14 protein-coding genes and 1 pseudogene are annotated in these 18340 nt (G+C 31.4%); all 15 read left to right on the forward strand.

Annotation, left to right across the window (positions count from 1 at the left end):
• The 15 genes and pseudogenes from J3495_RS11050 to J3495_RS11120 all read left to right on the forward strand — a co-directional run bounded on the left by J3495_RS11050 (position 1) and on the right by J3495_RS11120 (position 18338).
• Positions 1–822 carry a DUF4249 domain-containing protein gene (locus J3495_RS11050; protein WP_210666616.1) on the forward strand — a complete coding sequence of 274 codons (822 nt, stop codon included), beginning with the start codon at positions 1–3 and terminating at the stop codon, positions 820–822.
• 515 nt (positions 823–1337) lie between these two features.
• Positions 1338–1889 (forward strand): GNAT family N-acetyltransferase, encoded by a 552-nt coding sequence (locus J3495_RS11055; protein WP_210666617.1) that lies wholly within the window; start codon positions 1338–1340, stop codon positions 1887–1889.
• Positions 1890–2001: 112 nt separating this feature from the next.
• Positions 2002–2376 carry a VOC family protein gene (locus J3495_RS11060; protein ID WP_210666618.1) on the forward strand — a complete coding sequence of 125 codons (375 nt, stop codon included), beginning with the start codon at positions 2002–2004 and terminating at the stop codon, positions 2374–2376.
• Positions 2333–2827: a GNAT family N-acetyltransferase gene (locus tag J3495_RS11065; RefSeq protein ID WP_210666619.1), complete on the forward strand. Its 495-nt coding sequence runs from the start codon at positions 2333–2335 to the stop codon at positions 2825–2827. The genes J3495_RS11060 and J3495_RS11065 overlap by 44 nt, the downstream gene beginning before the upstream one ends.
• A gap of 614 nt (positions 2828–3441) precedes the next feature.
• Positions 3442–3936, forward strand: coding sequence for an outer membrane beta-barrel protein (locus tag J3495_RS11070; protein WP_210666620.1), 495 nt, complete (start codon positions 3442–3444; stop codon positions 3934–3936).
• 117 nt (positions 3937–4053) lie between these two features.
• The gene (locus J3495_RS11075; RefSeq protein ID WP_210666621.1) at positions 4054–4548 is read left to right on the forward strand and encodes a hypothetical protein; all 495 of its coding nucleotides are present in this window, start codon (positions 4054–4056) and stop codon (positions 4546–4548) included.
• 558 nt (positions 4549–5106) lie between these two features.
• Positions 5107–5964 carry a crotonase/enoyl-CoA hydratase family protein gene (locus J3495_RS11080; protein WP_317192638.1) on the forward strand — a complete coding sequence of 286 codons (858 nt, stop codon included), beginning with the start codon at positions 5107–5109 and terminating at the stop codon, positions 5962–5964.
• Between the two features lie 190 nt (positions 5965–6154).
• Positions 6155–6643: pseudogene (locus J3495_RS11085) on the forward strand (IS1 family transposase); the annotation flags it as partial.
• A 145-nt stretch (positions 6644–6788) separates the two neighbouring features.
• On the forward strand, positions 6789–7859 hold the full coding sequence (corA, locus tag J3495_RS11090; protein WP_210666623.1) for a magnesium/cobalt transporter CorA: 1071 nt from the start codon (positions 6789–6791) through the stop codon (positions 7857–7859).
• 62 nt (positions 7860–7921) lie between these two features.
• Positions 7922–10015 (forward strand): phosphate acetyltransferase, encoded by a 2094-nt coding sequence (gene pta, locus J3495_RS11095; protein ID WP_210666624.1) that lies wholly within the window; start codon positions 7922–7924, stop codon positions 10013–10015.
• 64 nt (positions 10016–10079) lie between these two features.
• A complete protein-coding gene (locus tag J3495_RS11100) occupies positions 10080–10445 on the forward strand; it encodes a hypothetical protein (protein ID WP_210666625.1) in 366 nt (121 codons plus the stop codon).
• Positions 10446–10522: 77 nt separating this feature from the next.
• Positions 10523–11707 carry an acetate/propionate family kinase gene (locus tag J3495_RS11105; protein WP_210666626.1) on the forward strand — a complete coding sequence of 395 codons (1185 nt, stop codon included), beginning with the start codon at positions 10523–10525 and terminating at the stop codon, positions 11705–11707.
• A 15-nt stretch (positions 11708–11722) separates the two neighbouring features.
• Complete coding sequence (locus tag J3495_RS11110; protein ID WP_210666627.1) at positions 11723–12220, forward strand: hypothetical protein; 498 nt, start codon at positions 11723–11725, stop codon at positions 12218–12220.
• A gap of 113 nt (positions 12221–12333) precedes the next feature.
• Complete coding sequence (locus tag J3495_RS11115) at positions 12334–15078, forward strand: LuxR C-terminal-related transcriptional regulator (RefSeq protein WP_210666628.1); 2745 nt, start codon at positions 12334–12336, stop codon at positions 15076–15078.
• 245 nt (positions 15079–15323) lie between these two features.
• Positions 15324–18338: a SusC/RagA family TonB-linked outer membrane protein gene (locus J3495_RS11120; RefSeq protein WP_210666629.1), complete on the forward strand. Its 3015-nt coding sequence runs from the start codon at positions 15324–15326 to the stop codon at positions 18336–18338.
• Positions 18339–18340 lie beyond the last annotated feature (2 nt).

Here is an 18340-nt window from a genome sequence, read left to right on the forward strand (position 1 = left end):
ATGAAAAAATTATTTTTATTACTTACCGTTCTTTTATTGATAAGTTGTGAAGAAACAATAACACCCGATTTAAAAACAGCTGCGCCAAAACTAGTAATTGATGCTGCAATAGACTGGGAAAAAGGCACAGCGGGAAACATTCAAACTATTAGACTTACAAAGACTACAGGCTATTATCAAACGGAGGTTCCAAAAGTTTCTGGAGCTACTGTTATTGTAACTAATAGTGCCAATACGGTATTTAATTTTGTTGAAGTGAATACTGGCACTCCAACTGGACAATATGTGTGTAATAATTTTGTTCCGGTTATTGGCGAAACCTACAAATTGACGGTTACCTACAATGGGCAAACGTACACGGCAGAGGAAAAATTGAAGCAAACACCGGAAATTAGTAATGACGTTGAACAAATAAAAATTGGATTAAACAACGATCAAATTGGAATAAGAATTAAATGTACAGATATTGCCAATCAAAAAGATTTTTACATAGTAAAGGTGCAAAGTCCTGCAAACGCTTTTCCAGAGTTTGATTATCAACCCGATACATTTTCAGAAGGAAACTTGCTTTATTTTATTTATTCGCACGAAAAATTAAAAAAAGATATGCAGATCAATTTTAAACTATATGGGGTATCTGAAAGGTATTATACTTATATGAAAATCTTGATTGGCAATGCAAGTGGTGGAGCAAATGGGCCTTTTCAGGTACCACCAACAAAAGTAAGAGGCAACATAAAAAATCAAAATGATGAACAAGACGCTCCAATTGGTTTTTTCAGTTTATCCGAAAGCAGTAAGCTATCGTACACTGTAAAATAAGTCATAGTGGGATTACTAAGATGTAAACAAAAAATCATCTTTAATGATCAGTATTTTCACCAAAATAGGATAGGTCGAAACCTGTCCTATTTTATACACTTTTCATTAACTATTCTTATCTTAAAACTATCGTAAATCAATTTTGCTACCAGTCCCTTGACCGATAATAGAAAATGAGCCAATAAAAACAATAGATAATTGCAATATTAAAATAAATAATAATTTTTATATCTAAAAGGCGTATGTGTTTGAGAATGTTTACAAAAGTATAAATGCTTTAAGGACAATATTTTGGGATAATATATGTAAAGGTTTTTAGTGACTATATATTAGTTATATATAACCCAAACGGGCTGGCCAAACTATATCAAGACAAAATAAAATATGGGCGAAAAATATTTAATGCCGACACAGGAAGCAGGGAGAAAATTTGTTATGCGACAAATACAAGCAATAGCCTGCTGAAGCCTAAGAGCCACTATGAGTGCAATATTTGTTGTAATTTAACAAACACTATGCTGAAATTTAAACCAAAAATAATAGAACTAAAAAATCTAAAACTTGTGACAATTAGACAAGCTGAAATTGACGATGCCGAACAATTGCTAAATTGTATAAAAAATTATATCCCACAAAGTGAGTATGTTCCAAAACTTGAACAGGAAATCAACCTATCAATTGAACAAAAAAAGGAATGGATAAACGCTTTTTTGATAAGCAATAATTCTTTGCTTTTAGTTGCTGAATATGACAGTGAAATAATTGGCAATATTGACTTAAATGGAAGTCGAAGAAAAATCATGGAACATACAGCAGTTATCGGAATGGGAATGCTTAAGGAGTGGAGAAACGCTGGACTTGGTGTTGGATTATTACATTCGACAATTGAATGGGCAAAACGAAATCCCGTATTAGAGTTAGTTTGGTTACAAGTCTATAAAGAAAATGAACTAGGACTAAACTTATACAGAAAAATGGGATTTGAAGAATGTGGTATAATTAAAGATTTTTTCAAGCGAGATAGTAAATATTTTGACAATTTGACAATGATAATTAGCGTAAAATAAAAGATGCAACAATTAATAGGTCAAGAGATATAAACTGCCGATGCATAAGGAATCTTATTACGAATAATGGATACATCTACTAAACTTTTTCATATATAAAACATCAAAAAAAATGAATCTAAATCAAGTAACGGTCAGTGTCAAGGATATTGAAAGATCAATTGTCTTCTATCAAATGTTAGGATTAATATTGATTGTAAAATCAGCTCATTATGCTCGTTTTGAATGCCCAGAAGGCGATGCTACATTTTCAATAAGTTTATCAGAAAATGAATTTACTAACTATGGAACAACCATATATTTTGAAAGCAACGATTTAACTCAAAAGGTAAATGAATTGATCGAAAAAGGTATTCAATTTGAACAGCTTCCTACAGATCAAAGATACTTGTGGAAAGAAGCAATTTTGAGAGATCCAGATAGTAATAAAATCAAATTATTTTATGCAGGAGATAACAGAAAAAATCCACCATGGAGGATTACTTAATGAAATGGAAAAAATAAAATTGACTTTCAAAAAGGCAACAGAGTTAGATATCAATTATCTACTTTGTCTAAGAGAAGAGACTATGACTGAGCATCTCATAAATGCTGGGATGGAAGTATCGAAAGAAAGTAATATTAATAGAATAATGCATCTTTTCAATCAAGCTAAAATTATTTTCTATAATGACGAAAAAGTCGGTTTTCTCAAAGTCATAGAAAACACCGAAAAAATAGAAATAATCCAAATTCAAATCGATCCAAAACATCAAAGAAAAGGAATTGGTCAGAAAATTTTAAGTTCAATTTTTGAAAAAGCATTCTGTAAAAACTTGAAAGTTACTCTTAGTGTTTTAAAAGGGAATAGAGCAATACAACTTTATTTAAAAAATGGATTTAAAATAACCGCTGAAAACACCAACTCATTCATTATGACTGCCCAAAAACCTCAATAATACGAAAGACTTGTCTCTACAAGCATAATGTGTCCTAAATTTGAATTTAACCAATCTCTAAATAGAAAATGAAAAGTATTTCATTCTAAATAGTTATAACTTTTATAAAATTAAAAGGAATAAAATCAATTTTTTCTAAAGCACCTATTAATTACTTAAAATTTAGAAAAAGCGACCTAAAGACTCATAATAAAAACATCTATTAAATCAAGAATTCAAGAAATTAAATATCGAAGAAACAATATTAACGGAACTAATTCCAGAAAATGTTATAAAGGAACAAAAAATCATTTTGTATTGTCCAGGCGGTGCTTTTGTATACGGACCAACTGATATTAAATCAAAAAAATCATTAGAATGATTTCTTACCAAAAGTCAAGAGCTGTAAAGTAATGTAAAATTAAATTTGCTTAAAGATACAGAAATCAATCATTTGTTTTTGTTTACGCATTTTACTGAGACTAGATAATGTTACTATCTAATAGTATAAATTTTACCAATTATAGGTTTAAATAAGACTAAACAAAGCGTAAAAAATAGTTTAACCGTGATTAGTTTTCATCTTCAAATCATTGTTATTAAATCATATAAAAAACAACACATAGAATTCATTCATGAAAAAAATCGTAGTAACATTATCAATTTTCTTAGTTTCATTTTCATATGCACAGTCGCCATTAGAAAAGGGAAAGACTCAACTTAACGCTGGGTTTGGTACTTCTTCTTGGGGAAGTCCTGTCTATTTTAGTGCCGACTATGGTCTATCCGAAGTAATAACCATTGGAGCAGAAGCGTCTTATCAATCCTATAAAATATATGGGATAAAAAGTACAATAATTGGTTTTCAAGGTAATGCAAATTATCATTTTAATGAAATTTTGAAAGTTTCAAAAGAATGGGACTTTTATGCAGGAGTCAATCTAAATTATTACTGTTGGATTGTAGATGACAAAAAGAATAACGATTTGCTAGTTGTTGATGAACCCTTTGGAGTTGGAGCTCAAATTGGGGCAAGATATTATTTCAATAAAAATTTCGCAATCAATATCGAATGTGTTACGGGAAGTGTTAATAGTGTAGGTAAAATTGGTATTACCTACAAATTATAAAATAAAAATTAGTTCCCGCTTAACTTTTTAGAAGTTCTTTTTATTAAGAAATCAGATAACAGAATAAGCAAATATTTAACAATTTACAATAATACTTAAAATCAAATAACAAAAAAAATGAAAAATTCAATCTTTAAATCGGCATTACTTTTATTCGCAATTGCAACAATCACATCATGTAGTAACAATGATGACAACAATGGTACAGATGCACCAAATCCAGGAACCAACCTAGGAACATTTGCAGGAAATATTCAAGTTGCAAATGATCCTTTTACTAGCTTAGGGTACATTTACAATGCAAAAGTAACTGTAAGTAGAAGTGGAACAAATGCAACAATCAAAGTTACTGGCAACGAAGGGTTCGATAGAGAATATAAAGGAGAAGTAACCAGTAGTAGTGGCACAATGACATTCATTCAAATACAGAAGCAAATTAAGCCAGTTGAGAAAATTGCTGGCACTGATATGTTGATTAATGGCAACGATTTGACTATTGATATTAGTTTAGCAAGTGATAATATTACTGTAAAACCTTCCCCAACAAGTTCCTCTACAATTAATATTATTGGTAAAATTCGTATGATTGGTACTGGGATGATAAAACAATAAATTAGTAATAAAAATATTCAATTAAACTAAAATTGAATAACTAGATTATCTGCTTGAGAGTAAAGATTAACTGGCTCATTTTGACTCAAAAAAAGAATATAACTGATTTCAAAAATCATAGTACAACATAATGGCAATAGCTAAGTATTGTGTGGAGCTGAAAGTGGCTATTTCTTAAATGATGTTTCATCAAACGTGAGTATTTATAAACAAGCAGAATCAGACTTTACAGTAAAAGTAACCCAAAGGAAAGATGCAGCTTTAGTTTTTGATTTGGTAAAAATTTGAAATTAAAAAAGACAAAATAAGATTTATCACCACAATGGCAAAAGCTACTGTTGCATCAACTTCTTTCTATGAAATTACTTATGATATAAAAAGATAAAAGAAGGATAAGACTATTTAATTGTAAAAGATTTGGAAATCGGACAATATTACTTTGGTGTAAAAGATTTTATGTATGCCTTTAGTATTGAGTAAATAGAAAAGACAATGTACTCAAAAGTGGTTTGGGTTTACTTTAATAAACAATAGCTACTTAATGAAATTTAAAAATAAATACTACTATTTAAAAACAAGAAAAGTTTTAAAGTTAAGCGCACAAAAAGAATGGAAATAAAAAAAAATATAAATATCAAACATGATTACAAAAATGAAATATTATGGATAGAAATAGGCTCTGATGATGAATTATTTTATTCTTATGAAACAATTTGTAATTTTTATGATTCTTTAGATAGCATAAAAAATATTATTGAAACTAAAAAACTAACACATGTCTTTTTTAAATCTTCAAGCAAAAAAGTTTGGAGTATGGGTGGAGATTTGGAAATGTTTTTAAACTGTATTAAGAATAATGATGTTCATCAATTAAGAGATTATGCTTATAAATGTGTTAAAATTGTATGCGATATCAATAATGGCTTTAGAACAAATGCAATAGTAGTATCTATATTACAAGGAAATGCTTTTGGAGGAGGTTTCGAGTGTGCCTTGTCTACACATTACATCCTTGCCGAAGAACATGTTAAATTTAGCTTTCCAGAATCTTTATTCGGCACGTTTCCGGGAATGGGTGCTTATAGTCTTCTTACTAGAAAAGTAGGTTTTTTTAAATCTCACGAAATGATCAATTCCTCACAAAAATGGGATGCTCATGAGTTGTTCAATTTAAAATTGGTAACCCATATAGCAAAAACTCAAAAAGGCATTGCTGATGCTATAGATCTAAAATCGAAGAACATTTTTACCAGTAAAAATCAATTCGAGACTGTTTGTAGTAAGCTTAAAGTCGATGAATTAATAGAAATTGTTGATATTTGGATAAATCAAGTAATGAGTTTAGATACTAATAAAATTGAGTTCATGAGGAAATTAATTGATGCTCAAAAAAAAAGAACAGTGTTTCAGATTTAGTGATATTAGATTTTACATTTCTAACATGTTGAAATAGAATAAATAATAGCAAAAAATAAATTAAAGATGAGCAGTAATTCTCATCTTTTTTGTTTTAATATTGTCTTAAAAGAACTAAAATGAGTAAAAATGCTACCTCGTGTTCCAGAGTCAGTGATGATATAAATCGCCAAGATATAGAAAGAAAAAAATTGTTAAAAATAGAAAAACTAAAAACAGTAAACAACTGTACTATTGTGAAATTTGCTTTTACCGTTTTATAGAAAATTATACATATCAAGCCTATAAATTAGATATAAATCAGAATATTATTCAATTAACAAAAGAAGGATTAGGAATAAGAAGCATAGCAAGAATACTGAAAATATCAGCCACAACATTATTGAAAAGAATCGTTTCAATTGCCAGGAATATTTCCAAATCCATTATCAGCAAAGGCAAAACTTATGAAGTCGATGAGCTGTGCACTTATATTAGACACAAGAAAAATTACATCTGGCTGGTTTATGCCTTGGAAAAGAATTCTAGAACAGTTTTGAGCTTTAATGTTGGGAAACGAACCAATAAAACGCTGAATCGTGTTCTGGAAACATTGAAATTATCAGAAGCAAAAAAGATATTTACAGACAGATTGAAAAACTATAGATATTTGATTGATGAGAAATTACATTCCGTAAAATAAGTATTAAGTAATTAGTACTAAGTATTAAGAAAACCGAGTCAGAAATGACTCGGTTTTTTTATGCCCGTAAGTCAATACAAAATGACAATTGTCATTTCCTTTTCGGAAACTTTTTTGTAATATTACTTTATAAATCATTTTGATGAGAAAAATAAAATACAAGAAAGGTAGAAAGCTTCAACACACTAGTTTAGAGTATACTGGAGTGCACAAAGATCATGCAACCGAAATGCAACTTTTTGTGTATAACGATACAGATATTATCGAATATGAAAAGTTTACCGTATTAGCTCTCAATACTTGTATTGATTACACTAAAAATAATTGGCTCAATATTCACGGATTAAATGATATTAACCTAATAAAAACGCTTGGTGACCACTTTAAGCTAGACGATTTTTTATTGGCTGATATTTTAAATACTACCAAAAGAACAAAATTAGAAGAGCAACAGGATGTTTTATTCTTCAATATAAAATCACTTTTGCCATCAGAATCTACAGACGGTCTCAAAGTCGAGCAGCTTAGTTTTATTTTAAAAGATGGAATCCTTCTTTCTTTTCAAGAAAAGCGAAGTGACTTTTTTACACATATTCGCGAACGAATTCGCACACATGCAGGTATTGTCAGAACAAAAAAAGTAGATTATTTGCTTTATTTACTCCTAGATGCTGTCATGGAAAATTTTTATATTACCATTGAGGATGAGGAGGAAAGCATTGAAGAATTGATCAATTTGGCCAAGCAAAGTGCGGATCCTTTTATTTTAGAAAAAATTGAAAATCATCGTGATAATTTTAATTTTTTAAAACGGTCTATTATTCCGCTTCGAGATTCTTTGTATTATTTGAAAACTATTAAAGATGATGATACTTACAACGGAATCGAAAAAGAAACTTTTAGCTTTTTTGTTCGGTTACATCAAAAAAGTTTAGAACTTTTAGAGCAGATCGATTCAGATATGAGTTCGCTCGAGAGTGCTTCAAATTTTTATTTTTCAGAACAAAGCCGAAAAATGAATGAGATTATGAAAACGCTCACAATCATTTCGGCAGTGTTTATTCCACTTACTTTTATTGTGGGCGTTTATGGAATGAATTTCGACAATATGCCGGAACTTCATACTACAAACGGATATTTTATAGTAATGGGAGCGATGTTATTCTTAGTAGTGGGCTTAATTGTTTATTTTAAGAAAAGACGCTGGTTTTAACTTTTTTCGATAATAAAAAATCCTTTTTAAACGATATTTGTTTAGTTTCAAAATATAAAATTATGAGTAAAGCGATATATATAGCCACCAGCGATCAAAATAGCGGAAAATCAATTATTACACTGGGTTTGATGAGTATTTTGATTGGTAAAACAGCCAAAGTAGGATACTTTCGACCAATTGTTGAAGATTTTGTAGACGGAGAATTAGACAATCATATCGAAACTGTCCTCTCACATTTTAATCTTGATATTAAGTTTGAAGAGGCGTATGCGATTACCAAAAGCAAATTAATCAAAAAGAAAAATAAAGGTAAAATTGGCGAAGTTTTAGATTTAATTATCGAAAAATACAAACGTCTCGAGGAACGTTTTGACTTTGTTTTGGTTGAAGGAACAAGCTTTACAGGCGAAGGAACTTCGATAGAACTGGATTTGAATGTGCTGATTGCAAAGAATCTTGGTATTCCAACCATTATTATCGGATCGGGAGTGGGCAAAACCTTAGAAGAATTAGTGGATAGTTTGTACCTGGTTTATGATTCTTTCAAAGTAAAAGAAGTAGAGGTTTTATCGGTTATTGCCAATAAAGTGCAAATTGAAAATATTGATTTGGTTACCAAAGGTTTACGAAAAAGTTTGCCCGAAAGCGTTTTGATCAATACCATTCCGTTGATTTCTAGTTTGAATAACCCAACCATGCAGGAAATTGTCAATGAGCTGGATGCGAAGGTATTATTTGGAAGCAATTACTTAAACAACGAAATTGGGCATTTTAGTGTAGGAGCAATGCAGCTGCACAATTACTTAGTTCATTTACACGATAACGCTTTGGTTATTACGCCCGGCGATCGATCAGACATTATCTTAGGGGCTTTACAAGCGAATGAATCTGCTAATTATCCGACTATTTCTGGGATTATTTTAACAGGTAATATTATTCCGGAAGAAAGTATTTTAAAATTGATTGAAGGACTTTCTGCCATTGTTCCGATAATTTCAGTTGAAGGTGGAACGTATTCGATTACGAATAGAATTGGGGCGATTAAGTCAAAAATTTACGCCAATAATACCCATAAAATTGAAACATCAATTAGTACTTTCGAAAAATATGTACAAGTTGAAGCATTGTCAGAAAGGTTAATCACGTTTCAGGCAGAAGGCATGACGCCAAAAATGTTTCAGTATAATATGGTCAAAAGAGCCAAACAACATCGTAAACATATTGTACTACCGGAAGGTAATGACGAAAGAATTATCATTGCAGCTTCACGATTATTAGGAATGGATGTCGTGGATATTTCGATTATTGGAGATAAAAAACAAATCGAAAACAAAGTAGCAGAACTTGGAATTACATTTGATTTTTCGAAAGTAACGATCATCAATCCGATAGAATCTGAATTTTACGAAGACTATGCTAATACATATTATGAACTTCGAAAAGCAAAAAATGTAACCATCACAATGGCGAGAGATTTGATGGAAGATGTTTCGTATTTTGGCACTATGATGGTATACAAAGGCCACGCAGACGGAATGGTTTCCGGAGCGGCTCATACCACACAACATACTATTTTACCCGCTTTGCAATTCATCAAAACCAAACCAAATTCATCAGTGGTTTCATCGGTGTTTTTTATGTGTCTGGAAGATCGTGTTTCGGTTTTTGGAGACTGTGCTATTAATCCAAATCCTACGGCAGAACAGTTGGCAGAAATTGCTATTTCATCGGCAGATTCAAGCGCTGCGTTTGGGATAGAGCCCAAAATAGCGATGTTGTCTTACTCTTCTGGCTCGTCAGGAAAAGGTGATGAGGTAGAGAAAGTAAGAGCCGCCACCGAAATTGTAAAACAAAAACGCCCTGATTTAAAAATTGAAGGGCCTATTCAGTACGATGCAGCAGTAGATAAAGTAATTGGAAAAAGCAAAATGCCCGATTCTGAAGTAGCAGGGCAGGCGAGTGTGCTTATTTTTCCGGATTTGAATACAGGAAATAATACCTACAAAGCCGTTCAGAGAGAAACCGGAGCGTTGGCCATTGGCCCGATGCTACAAGGTTTAAACAAACCCGTAAACGATTTAAGCCGTGGTTGTACGGTAGACGATATTATCAATACTGTTGTTATAACGGCTATTCAAGCGCAGGGATTTTAATAGTTATGAGTTTTGGTTTATGAGTTTGAAAATTATTATAATTTGAGAAATTAACAGCAATATTTTGAATATCAATAAAATATACAATTTCTTCTTTTATCTCAATACAGGAGCTAAATCTTCGGGAAAAGAAACTACTATTATTTCAAGTTTTGGAGCATTTGTAATAATAGCTATTAGTGCAATTTTAAAGCAAGTTTTCTTTTCAAGTTTGGTGGTTGGTATTAACTTTGTTTTTGTTTGTTTTCTAATAATTGGTTTGATGTTGAATTATTTTAACCAAAAAAAATATAAAAGAAGAAATTCAGAATTTACCAGACAATGGTTAAAGGAATCAAAAACTAATAAAATTGTATTTAAAGTATTCAATATCATATTTATGATTTTTACTTTTTTTATATTAATCTATATTTTAAGTTATTTTAGTTAAATTAAAAAAAAATCAGGTTATATCTGCGTTTTTGCATTAGTTAATCCATAAAATCCGAGCTCGATAAATTAAAAAAAATGAAAATACTAATAATAAACTCAGGAAGTTCTTCCATAAAATACCAATTGATGGTAATGCCTAACAATGAAGTAATTTGTTCGGGTATGATTGATAGAATCGGACTGGAAACTTCAAATGTTACGTTTAAAACAGCAGCCAATTCAATAGAAGAAATAATTCCAATTGCAACACATAAAGAAGGTCTGACCAAAGTAGCCGAAATGCTTTTGGATTTTGAAAAAGGAGTAATACAATCGACTTCAGAAATTAGTGCTGTTGGTCATCGTGTCGTGCACGGAGGCAGCTATTTTTCTGATACTACAATTATTTCTGATGAGGTAAAAGAAAAGATCAAAGAATTGTCTGAGTTGGCTCCGTTGCACAATCCAGCTCATTTGGTGGGTATAAATGTCGCCGAAGAAATTTTCTCAGATGCTGTACAAGTAGCTGTTTTTGATACTGCTTTTCACCAAACCATTCCGGTAGAGGCTCACAAGTACGCGATTCCTAATTATCTTTTAACGGAACATAAAATACGTGTTTACGGATTTCATGGAACAAGTCATAAATATGTTTCTGAAAAAGCAATTGATTATTTAGAAAAGAAATCGAATATAATTTCAATCCATTTAGGAAACGGGTGTAGTATGACCGCCATTAAAGACGGAAAGAGCATCGATCATACTATGGGTTTTTCTCCTTCTAATGGACTAATAATGGGTACCCGAGCAGGCGATATTGACCAGTCGGTAATTTTTTATCTTATAAAAAATTTAGGGTACACAGCAGACGAAGTAAATTCGATATTGCTTAAGCAAAGTGGAATGTTAGGGCTCACAGGTTATAGTGATTTGCGCGATATTGAAGCTGAAGCCGAAAAAGGTAACAAAGATTGCCAACTAGCTTTGCTGATGAATGCTTACCGAATTAAAAAAACAATTGGGTCGTATGTTGCTGCGCTAAACGGTTTGGATGCTATTGTTTTTACAGCTGGAATTGGCGAAAATTCATCTTTTATCCGCAATTTAGTTTGTACAGATATGGAGTATTTTGACATAGAAATAGACCAAGAAAAAAATCTAATTCGTTCCAAATACATTCGCGAAATTAATAAGCCAAATTCTAAAGTGAAAATTTTGGTCGTTCCTACGGATGAAGAATTTGAAATTGCTAATCAGGTGTATCAGTTGCTTCAAAATTAAAAGTTTAAAAGAAACATGCCAATAACAAAAGCCGTGCTTTCAAAAGAAGATATTGAATCATTAAAGATTAAAAAAAAAAGTAAGTCCAAGACTAGGATTTTAGGATCAATCTTTTCGCTATTAGTTCTTTTAATTGTTTATTTATGTGTTGGTTGTGACTCCTCAAATTCTACTTTTTATTTTTTCAGGATTTTTATTATTGTAATAAATGTTTTTATTTTTATGGGTTCATTAAAGGATGTTAATTTCTATAATGATTTAAAAGAAAAACAAAAATATGTTGGAACTGTAAAAGTCAAGAAAAAGGAATATTTTTATGATGATGAAAGTAATTATGAAAGTTATGTGGTTAACTTTGATGAATGGAGAATAGGAAATAAATCTTTTAAAGAGGATTTTTGGAATATTATAAATGAAGGTGATGAGTTTTATGTTGAACAAGCAGTTAATTCTGGTTTTATTCTGAAGTTAGAAAAAGATAAAAAAGATTTTAAAATAGGTTTGATCTGGTAGTATAATGCACTGCCTTATTTTGTAATTGTAACAAAAAGCTTCTCATTGAGAAGCTTTTTTTATACTTTCAAATTGAATATTTGTCAGTATCTTTGAGTATAAATACGAATATTTTGAAATCGATACTTCTAAAAGCATTTTTCTTCTTTTTAATAGTTTCACCAATTCAAGCGCAAGAATTACTTCCTTTCGTTGAAAATTATAATAAATCAAATTATCAGGGTGATAATCAAATCTGGAATGTGGTTCAGGGAAATGATAATGCCATGTACTTTGCCAATAATCACTATTTGCTACGATACGACGGCGTAATTTGGGAGAAATATACCTTGCCTAATAAAACCATCATTCGTTCTATAATGGTCGATGGTGATAAGATTTATTCGGGTTCTTACAAAGAATTTGGTTATTGGTATAGAAAAGAGGGGAAGATGCACTATGTTTCGATGACCAAAAACCTTCATTTATTTGATGAAAAAGACAATGAGGAAATTTGGAAAATATTTAAATTTAATGACGCTATTTACTTCCAATCTTTCAATGATGTCTTTATTTATAAGGGAAAAAAGGTAAAGAAAATCAAATTTCCTTTTTTGATTTCTTACTGTTTTGTGGTAGACAACAGTCTTTATGTGGCCTCGGTTGACAAAGGTGTTTTTAAGATGGAGGATGCTAAAATTGCAAATCCAAAAGGCTGGAATGTACTTAAAAACTGTGTCGTACACGCCATCGAAAAACACCAGAAAAAGACGTATATTTTTACGCAGAAAAAAGGTGTTTTTATTGTTGGAAAAAACAATCTGATTCCTTGGAGTAATCCATTAAATGAAACTTTGAAGAAAACGACGATCAATGTTGCGAAGTTCATCAACAGCAATAAATTAGTTATCGGTACCGGAAATAAAGGGGTTTATATTATTGATTTGAATACCAATTTGTACAAAAATATTGATCGTAACAATGTTTTGATGAACAACTCTATTTTGAGTATTGGAGTAGATAAAGAAAACGATTTATGGCTGGGTCTGGATAACGGAATTGCGCATGTTGAGGTAAATTCTCCAATTGCTATTTTTTATGATAATACAGGAGTTTTGGGCTCCGTTTATTCGGTAGCGCCAACAAAAAATGGTTATTTAATAGCTTCTAATCATGGTGTTTTTGAGTACGGATCTGGAAAATTTTCTATGATTCCAAATACGCAAGGACAAGCCTGGAATATAACAGAAATTAATAACCAATATATTATAGGTCATAATGATGGTACTTTTGTGTACAATAATGGTCTTTTTTCTAAAATAAATGCGATTAATGGCGGTTGGAATTTGTCTAAAAGTTCTATCAATAATACTTATTTTCAATCTAATTACAGTGGGATTTTAGTCTATGATGACGCTACTAAATTAAAGGAAAATAAAACGATTAAAAATCTTTCTAAACCAATCAAATATGTTGCTCAGAATAAGAAGAACGAGCTTTGGGCGGCAGATAATTATCGGGGTCTTTATCGTGTTTTATATAACGACGAATACCAAACAAGGAAAGTTGAAAACATAACGCAGCAAAGTAAAATCAAGAATGATTTTGGTGTAAAAATCTTCGAATTTAGAAATGAAATTCTTTTTCTTATAAATAATGCTTGGTACACCTATAATTCATTGACTAATAAACTGGAAGAAAACGAATTGTTTAATGATAATTTTAAGAATATTTCGGATGTCGTAGCCATTGACGAGAGTCATTTTATTGTGCTTCAAAACGGGATTTTGTATCATATTTATGCCAATGGTAATAAGTTTGTCTGGAATATCATTCAGGAAAAATATTATAAGGGAAAATTAATCAATGACAATTTGAGAATTTTTAGAGAAAAAAATAATTATCTGCTTAATCTTGATGATGGTTTTATTTCGCTTCAGTTAAAAAATGCAAACAAACAAAATCTAAAGTTAAAAATTGAAGCGTTTAGCGATCAAAATCTTGTAAATAATGATGATAAAATTAAATTTAATTCAGAGTTAAAAATTCATGTAGTATCTGGAATTTATGGTGCTCAAAAGCCCAATTTATTTTATAAACTTGATAAAACTAAGGAATTTGTTTCTATAAAAGAAGGCCTTATTGTTTTGAATAATTTGAGCAACGGCTTTCACTCCATTACCATTTATAAACATAATGGTGCTAATTATGATAAAGTTTCCAGTTTCGAATTTAATGTGGCACAGCCTTGGTATTTTTCTTTTTGGATGATACTGTTGTATTTGCTTTTTGTTGGAGCAATATTTTTCTTTTATTATAAATGGAATAAATTGCGCTACCTTCAAAAGTTAAAATTGCAGAAAGAAGAATTAAAACATCAGAAAGAAATTCTAGAAATGGAATTGAAAGCTGAGAATGAATTGAATATTCAGGAATACGAAAAACACATTCTTGAATTGGAATTGCAGACAAAATCGTCTGAAGTAGCGGGGAAATCTTTATCAATTGCGAAGCAAAGTGAAATGATCGAGAACATTCAGCGTATTTTAGATTCGGAAAAAGATTTTAATAAACTGAAAAGTGAAATTAAAAAAGCAATCAAAATTAATGAAGTTAATAAACATGAGTGGGAAATTTTTGAAACCAACCTCAATCAGATTCACAATGAGTTTATTATTAATCTTTCCAAAAAATTTCCCAACCTTACTCCCAAGGATATAAAGCTGTGCGTTTACCTTAAAATGAATCTTTCTTCTAAAGAAATTGCTCCCATGATGAATATATCTTTTCGAGGAGTTGAACTGCATCGTTATCGTTTACGAAAGAAATTAAACCTTTCTCAAGAAGAAAATCTACCAAAATTTTTACTGACTATCTAATTTTACTTACTAAATTTTAAGAATATATTATTTTTAAAGTGCTTTTTTTACATTATTACAATACATCATTACTACATCATAATGATATGTTAATGAAGACGAAATTTGTAAATATGTATTTGAATTACAATGATTTAAGTGTTGTTTTTATAGTTTTGATGTAATCATGTAGTAGACCTAAATGATGTACTACAACGTTGTAATTGTGTAATTTGGCGCTACTAACTTAAACGATTACGAACTGTATGAAAAATTTTATTTTTAGCTTTTTAGCGCTTTTGCTACTTCCGGCGTACATGTCTGGACAAGCAATTAAAGGAAAAGTAGTAGACGGCACGGGAATGGGAATTCCGGGAGCTGTCATTAGTGCTGCTAATTCCAGAACTTCTGCTGATACCGATTTTGATGGAAATTTTACAATTAATGCCAAAGAGGGTGAGATTTTAAAAATCTCAATGCTTGGTTTTGATGCTGTTTCTGTTCCTGCAACTACAGGTACGATGAATATTGTCTTAAAAGAATCAAGCGACACTGCTTTGAAGGAAGTGGTAGTAATTGGGTATGGGACAAGAAAAAAAGTAGACAATACAACGGCTATCAGTTCTATAAAATCCGAAGAAATCACCAAAACGAAGGTACTTAACGCTTCGCAGGCCATACAAGGTAAAGCGGCGGGAGTACAAGTAATTTCGTCTGATTTGCCGGGTAGTTCACCGTCTGTTGTTATTAGAGGTTTGGGGACTGCTTTGGGAGGAAGAACACCTTTGTATGTGGTTGACGGAATGCAAACGGATAATATCAACAATATCAATACCAATGATATTACATCTTATGATATCCTTAAAGATGCGTCGGCATTGGCTATTTACGGTACAAGAGCGGCAAATGGAGTTATCATTATTACTACTAAAAAAGGTAAAGGTGACAAAGTTTCTGTTGAGATTGAGAGTTTTGCAGGTGTAAGATCACCTCTTAAAAAAGTAAAAATGGCTGATAGTAATCAATATGCAAGTTTTACTAATTCAGCTTTGCAAAATAACACCTTTGCACAAAATCAGCCTGTAAACACAGATTGGTTTGATGAGATTACAAGAACAGGATCATATACTCAAAATAATGTTTCTGTTTCGGGAGGAACTGAAAGCATTAAATATTTTTTCAGCTTAGGGAATTATGAAGAAAAAGCAGTTCTAAACGGATTGGATTATGGTCGAACTACTTTTAGAACGAATAATGAATACAAGATTTCTAAAAAACTGACATTAAACCAAAACTTTAGTTTTACTTCTACAAAATCTACACCTAAACCGTTGGGCGCTTTTACAAATGCTTACAAACAGTCGCCAATTGTTCCTGTGCGCTTTGCTGATGGAAAATATGGAGTGTCAAGAGTAGGTGCAGATGGTTTGGTGAGTCAAACTGGATCTGCATTTAATAATGTAGGGAATCCAGTGGCTCAACTTGATTTTTTTGATGAAGAACAAAGAAGTATCACATTACAAGGAGGTTTAAAATTAGATTACGAAATTTTAAAATCGTTAAAATTTACCTCTCAATTTAGTGGAGAGTATTACACTTGGAAACAATATAACTTTTCTGACACTAAAAATATTTGGTTAGCGGCAAATCCTAACAAAGTTGCGAGTGATTATGAAAAAGAATTTCCAAATGCTAATTTAAATTTATTAACAAAAGGAAGAGAACAGTACTACAATTGGAATTTGGCGAACTATTTGACTTATAATAAAGTATTTGCAGAAATTCACGATGTTGAGGTTATGGCTGGTATTGAGACAAGTGTTAGAGGTGCCAGAGAAAAATTGACTATTGCAAGAAAAAATGTAAATACTGATGCAAATTACTGGGCTTTAAAAGATGTAGAATATGCTACAAATATCACCAGCTATAAAGATGAAGTATTTAATGAAGTGAAATTGGCATCGTACTTAGCTCGTTTTCAATACAAATTGATGGATAAATATCTGGTAACCGGAACGGTTAGACGTGATGGATCATCTAATTTTGGTAAAGATTACCGTTGGGGTACATTTCCTGCTTTTGGTTTAGGATGGATTATTTCTAAAGAAGCCTTTTTGGCCGATTCAAAAACAATTAATTTACTAAAATTAAGAGGAGGTTGGGGAAAATTAGGAAATCAAAATGTACCTCTTAACAGAGCAAGCTACACATCTGGTCAAAATGCTTATCTAGGTGGTTCTATTTTAAACGAAGGGTCAACTATTAACTCTCAAATTGATCCAAGTCTGTCTTGGGAAATCACAAAAGAATCTTCTGTAGGTTTAGATTTTGAATTGTTAAACAGTAAATTAACAGGAACTTTTGATGTTTACGATAGAAATACAAGCAATATAATCTTAAACACAAGACCTTATTCTACCTCGGGAATTACAAACGTTTCTCCTGCGCATGTTGGTGAAGTATCTAATAGAGGTTACGAAATATCTTTACGTTGGGATGATAAAGTGAGTGACGATTTTAGTTATTATATCGGCGGAAACTTTTCGGGTAATCAAAATGAACTTACAGGTTTAAAAGACGTTATTCTGTCTCCGGTTGTGGGAGGAGGATTAGGTAATGGTCAGGATACTAAATTGTTGGACAATACTACAGTGGGTCAGCCATTAGGAAGTTTTTACATTTACGAATATGCTGGTTTTGATGCCGCCAACGGAACTATGCTGTATTATAACGCAGCAGGTGACAAAGTAACTCAGAATGTTTTAAACGCTACTACCGACAAAAAATATGTTGGTTCTAGTTTACCAAAAACGAATTACGGAGTTTCTTTAGGATTCAACTACAAAAACTTTGATTTTTCTGTAGATGGTTACGGAACTAATGGAGCAAAAGTGTACAATGGTAAAAAAGCACAACGTTTTTCTGGCGAAAATATAGAAGCATCTCTTGCCACTGATTTTTGGACAGCAAGTAATTTATCTGCTTCTAATCCAGCACCATTCAATCAAGTCCCAGTTGCTTCGACTTATTATCTGGAATCTGGAGATTTCTTCAGAATAAATAATATTACAGTAGGATATAAATTGCCACTACAAAGTACCAGTTTTATTAGTGCTTGCCGAATTTATGTAAATGCTATTAACCCGTTTATTACGCAAAAATTCTCAGGATTTTCTCCAGAATTAAATGGTGACGGAAATCCTTACGGATCGCAAGGAGTAGAGTTAGATGCTTATCCAACTTTGAGATCATTTGTAATTGGTGCTAACTTAAAATTTTAAAA

Origin of the sequence: Flavobacterium geliluteum (assembly GCF_017948595.1) — a bacterium.
GTDB classification, from domain to species: Bacteria; Bacteroidota; Bacteroidia; order Flavobacteriales; family Flavobacteriaceae; genus Flavobacterium; species Flavobacterium flavipigmentatum.

Bases quoted from the DNA above. Each gene is read 5' to 3' on its own strand.
- J3495_RS11055 (WP_210666617.1), top strand. From the start codon at position 1,338: ATGCTGAAATTTAAACCAAAAATAATAGAACTAAAAAATCTAAAACTT.
- J3495_RS11065 (WP_210666619.1), top strand. From the start codon at position 2,333: ATGCAGGAGATAACAGAAAAAATCCACCATGGAGGATTACTTAATGAA.
- pta (WP_210666624.1), top strand. From the start codon at position 7,922: ATGAGTAAAGCGATATATATAGCCACCAGCGATCAAAATAGCGGAAAA.
- J3495_RS11120 (WP_210666629.1), top strand. From the start codon at position 15,324: ATGAAAAATTTTATTTTTAGCTTTTTAGCGCTTTTGCTACTTCCGGCG.
- J3495_RS11110 (WP_210666627.1), top strand. From the start codon at position 11,723: ATGCCAATAACAAAAGCCGTGCTTTCAAAAGAAGATATTGAATCATTA.
- J3495_RS11070 (WP_210666620.1), top strand. From the start codon at position 3,442: ATGAAAAAAATCGTAGTAACATTATCAATTTTCTTAGTTTCATTTTCA.
- J3495_RS11060 (WP_210666618.1), top strand. From the start codon at position 2,002: ATGAATCTAAATCAAGTAACGGTCAGTGTCAAGGATATTGAAAGATCA.
- J3495_RS11075 (WP_210666621.1), top strand. From the start codon at position 4,054: ATGAAAAATTCAATCTTTAAATCGGCATTACTTTTATTCGCAATTGCA.
- J3495_RS11105 (WP_210666626.1), top strand. From the start codon at position 10,523: ATGAAAATACTAATAATAAACTCAGGAAGTTCTTCCATAAAATACCAA.
- J3495_RS11050 (WP_210666616.1), top strand. From the start codon at position 1: ATGAAAAAATTATTTTTATTACTTACCGTTCTTTTATTGATAAGTTGT.
- corA (WP_210666623.1), top strand. From the start codon at position 6,789: ATGAGAAAAATAAAATACAAGAAAGGTAGAAAGCTTCAACACACTAGT.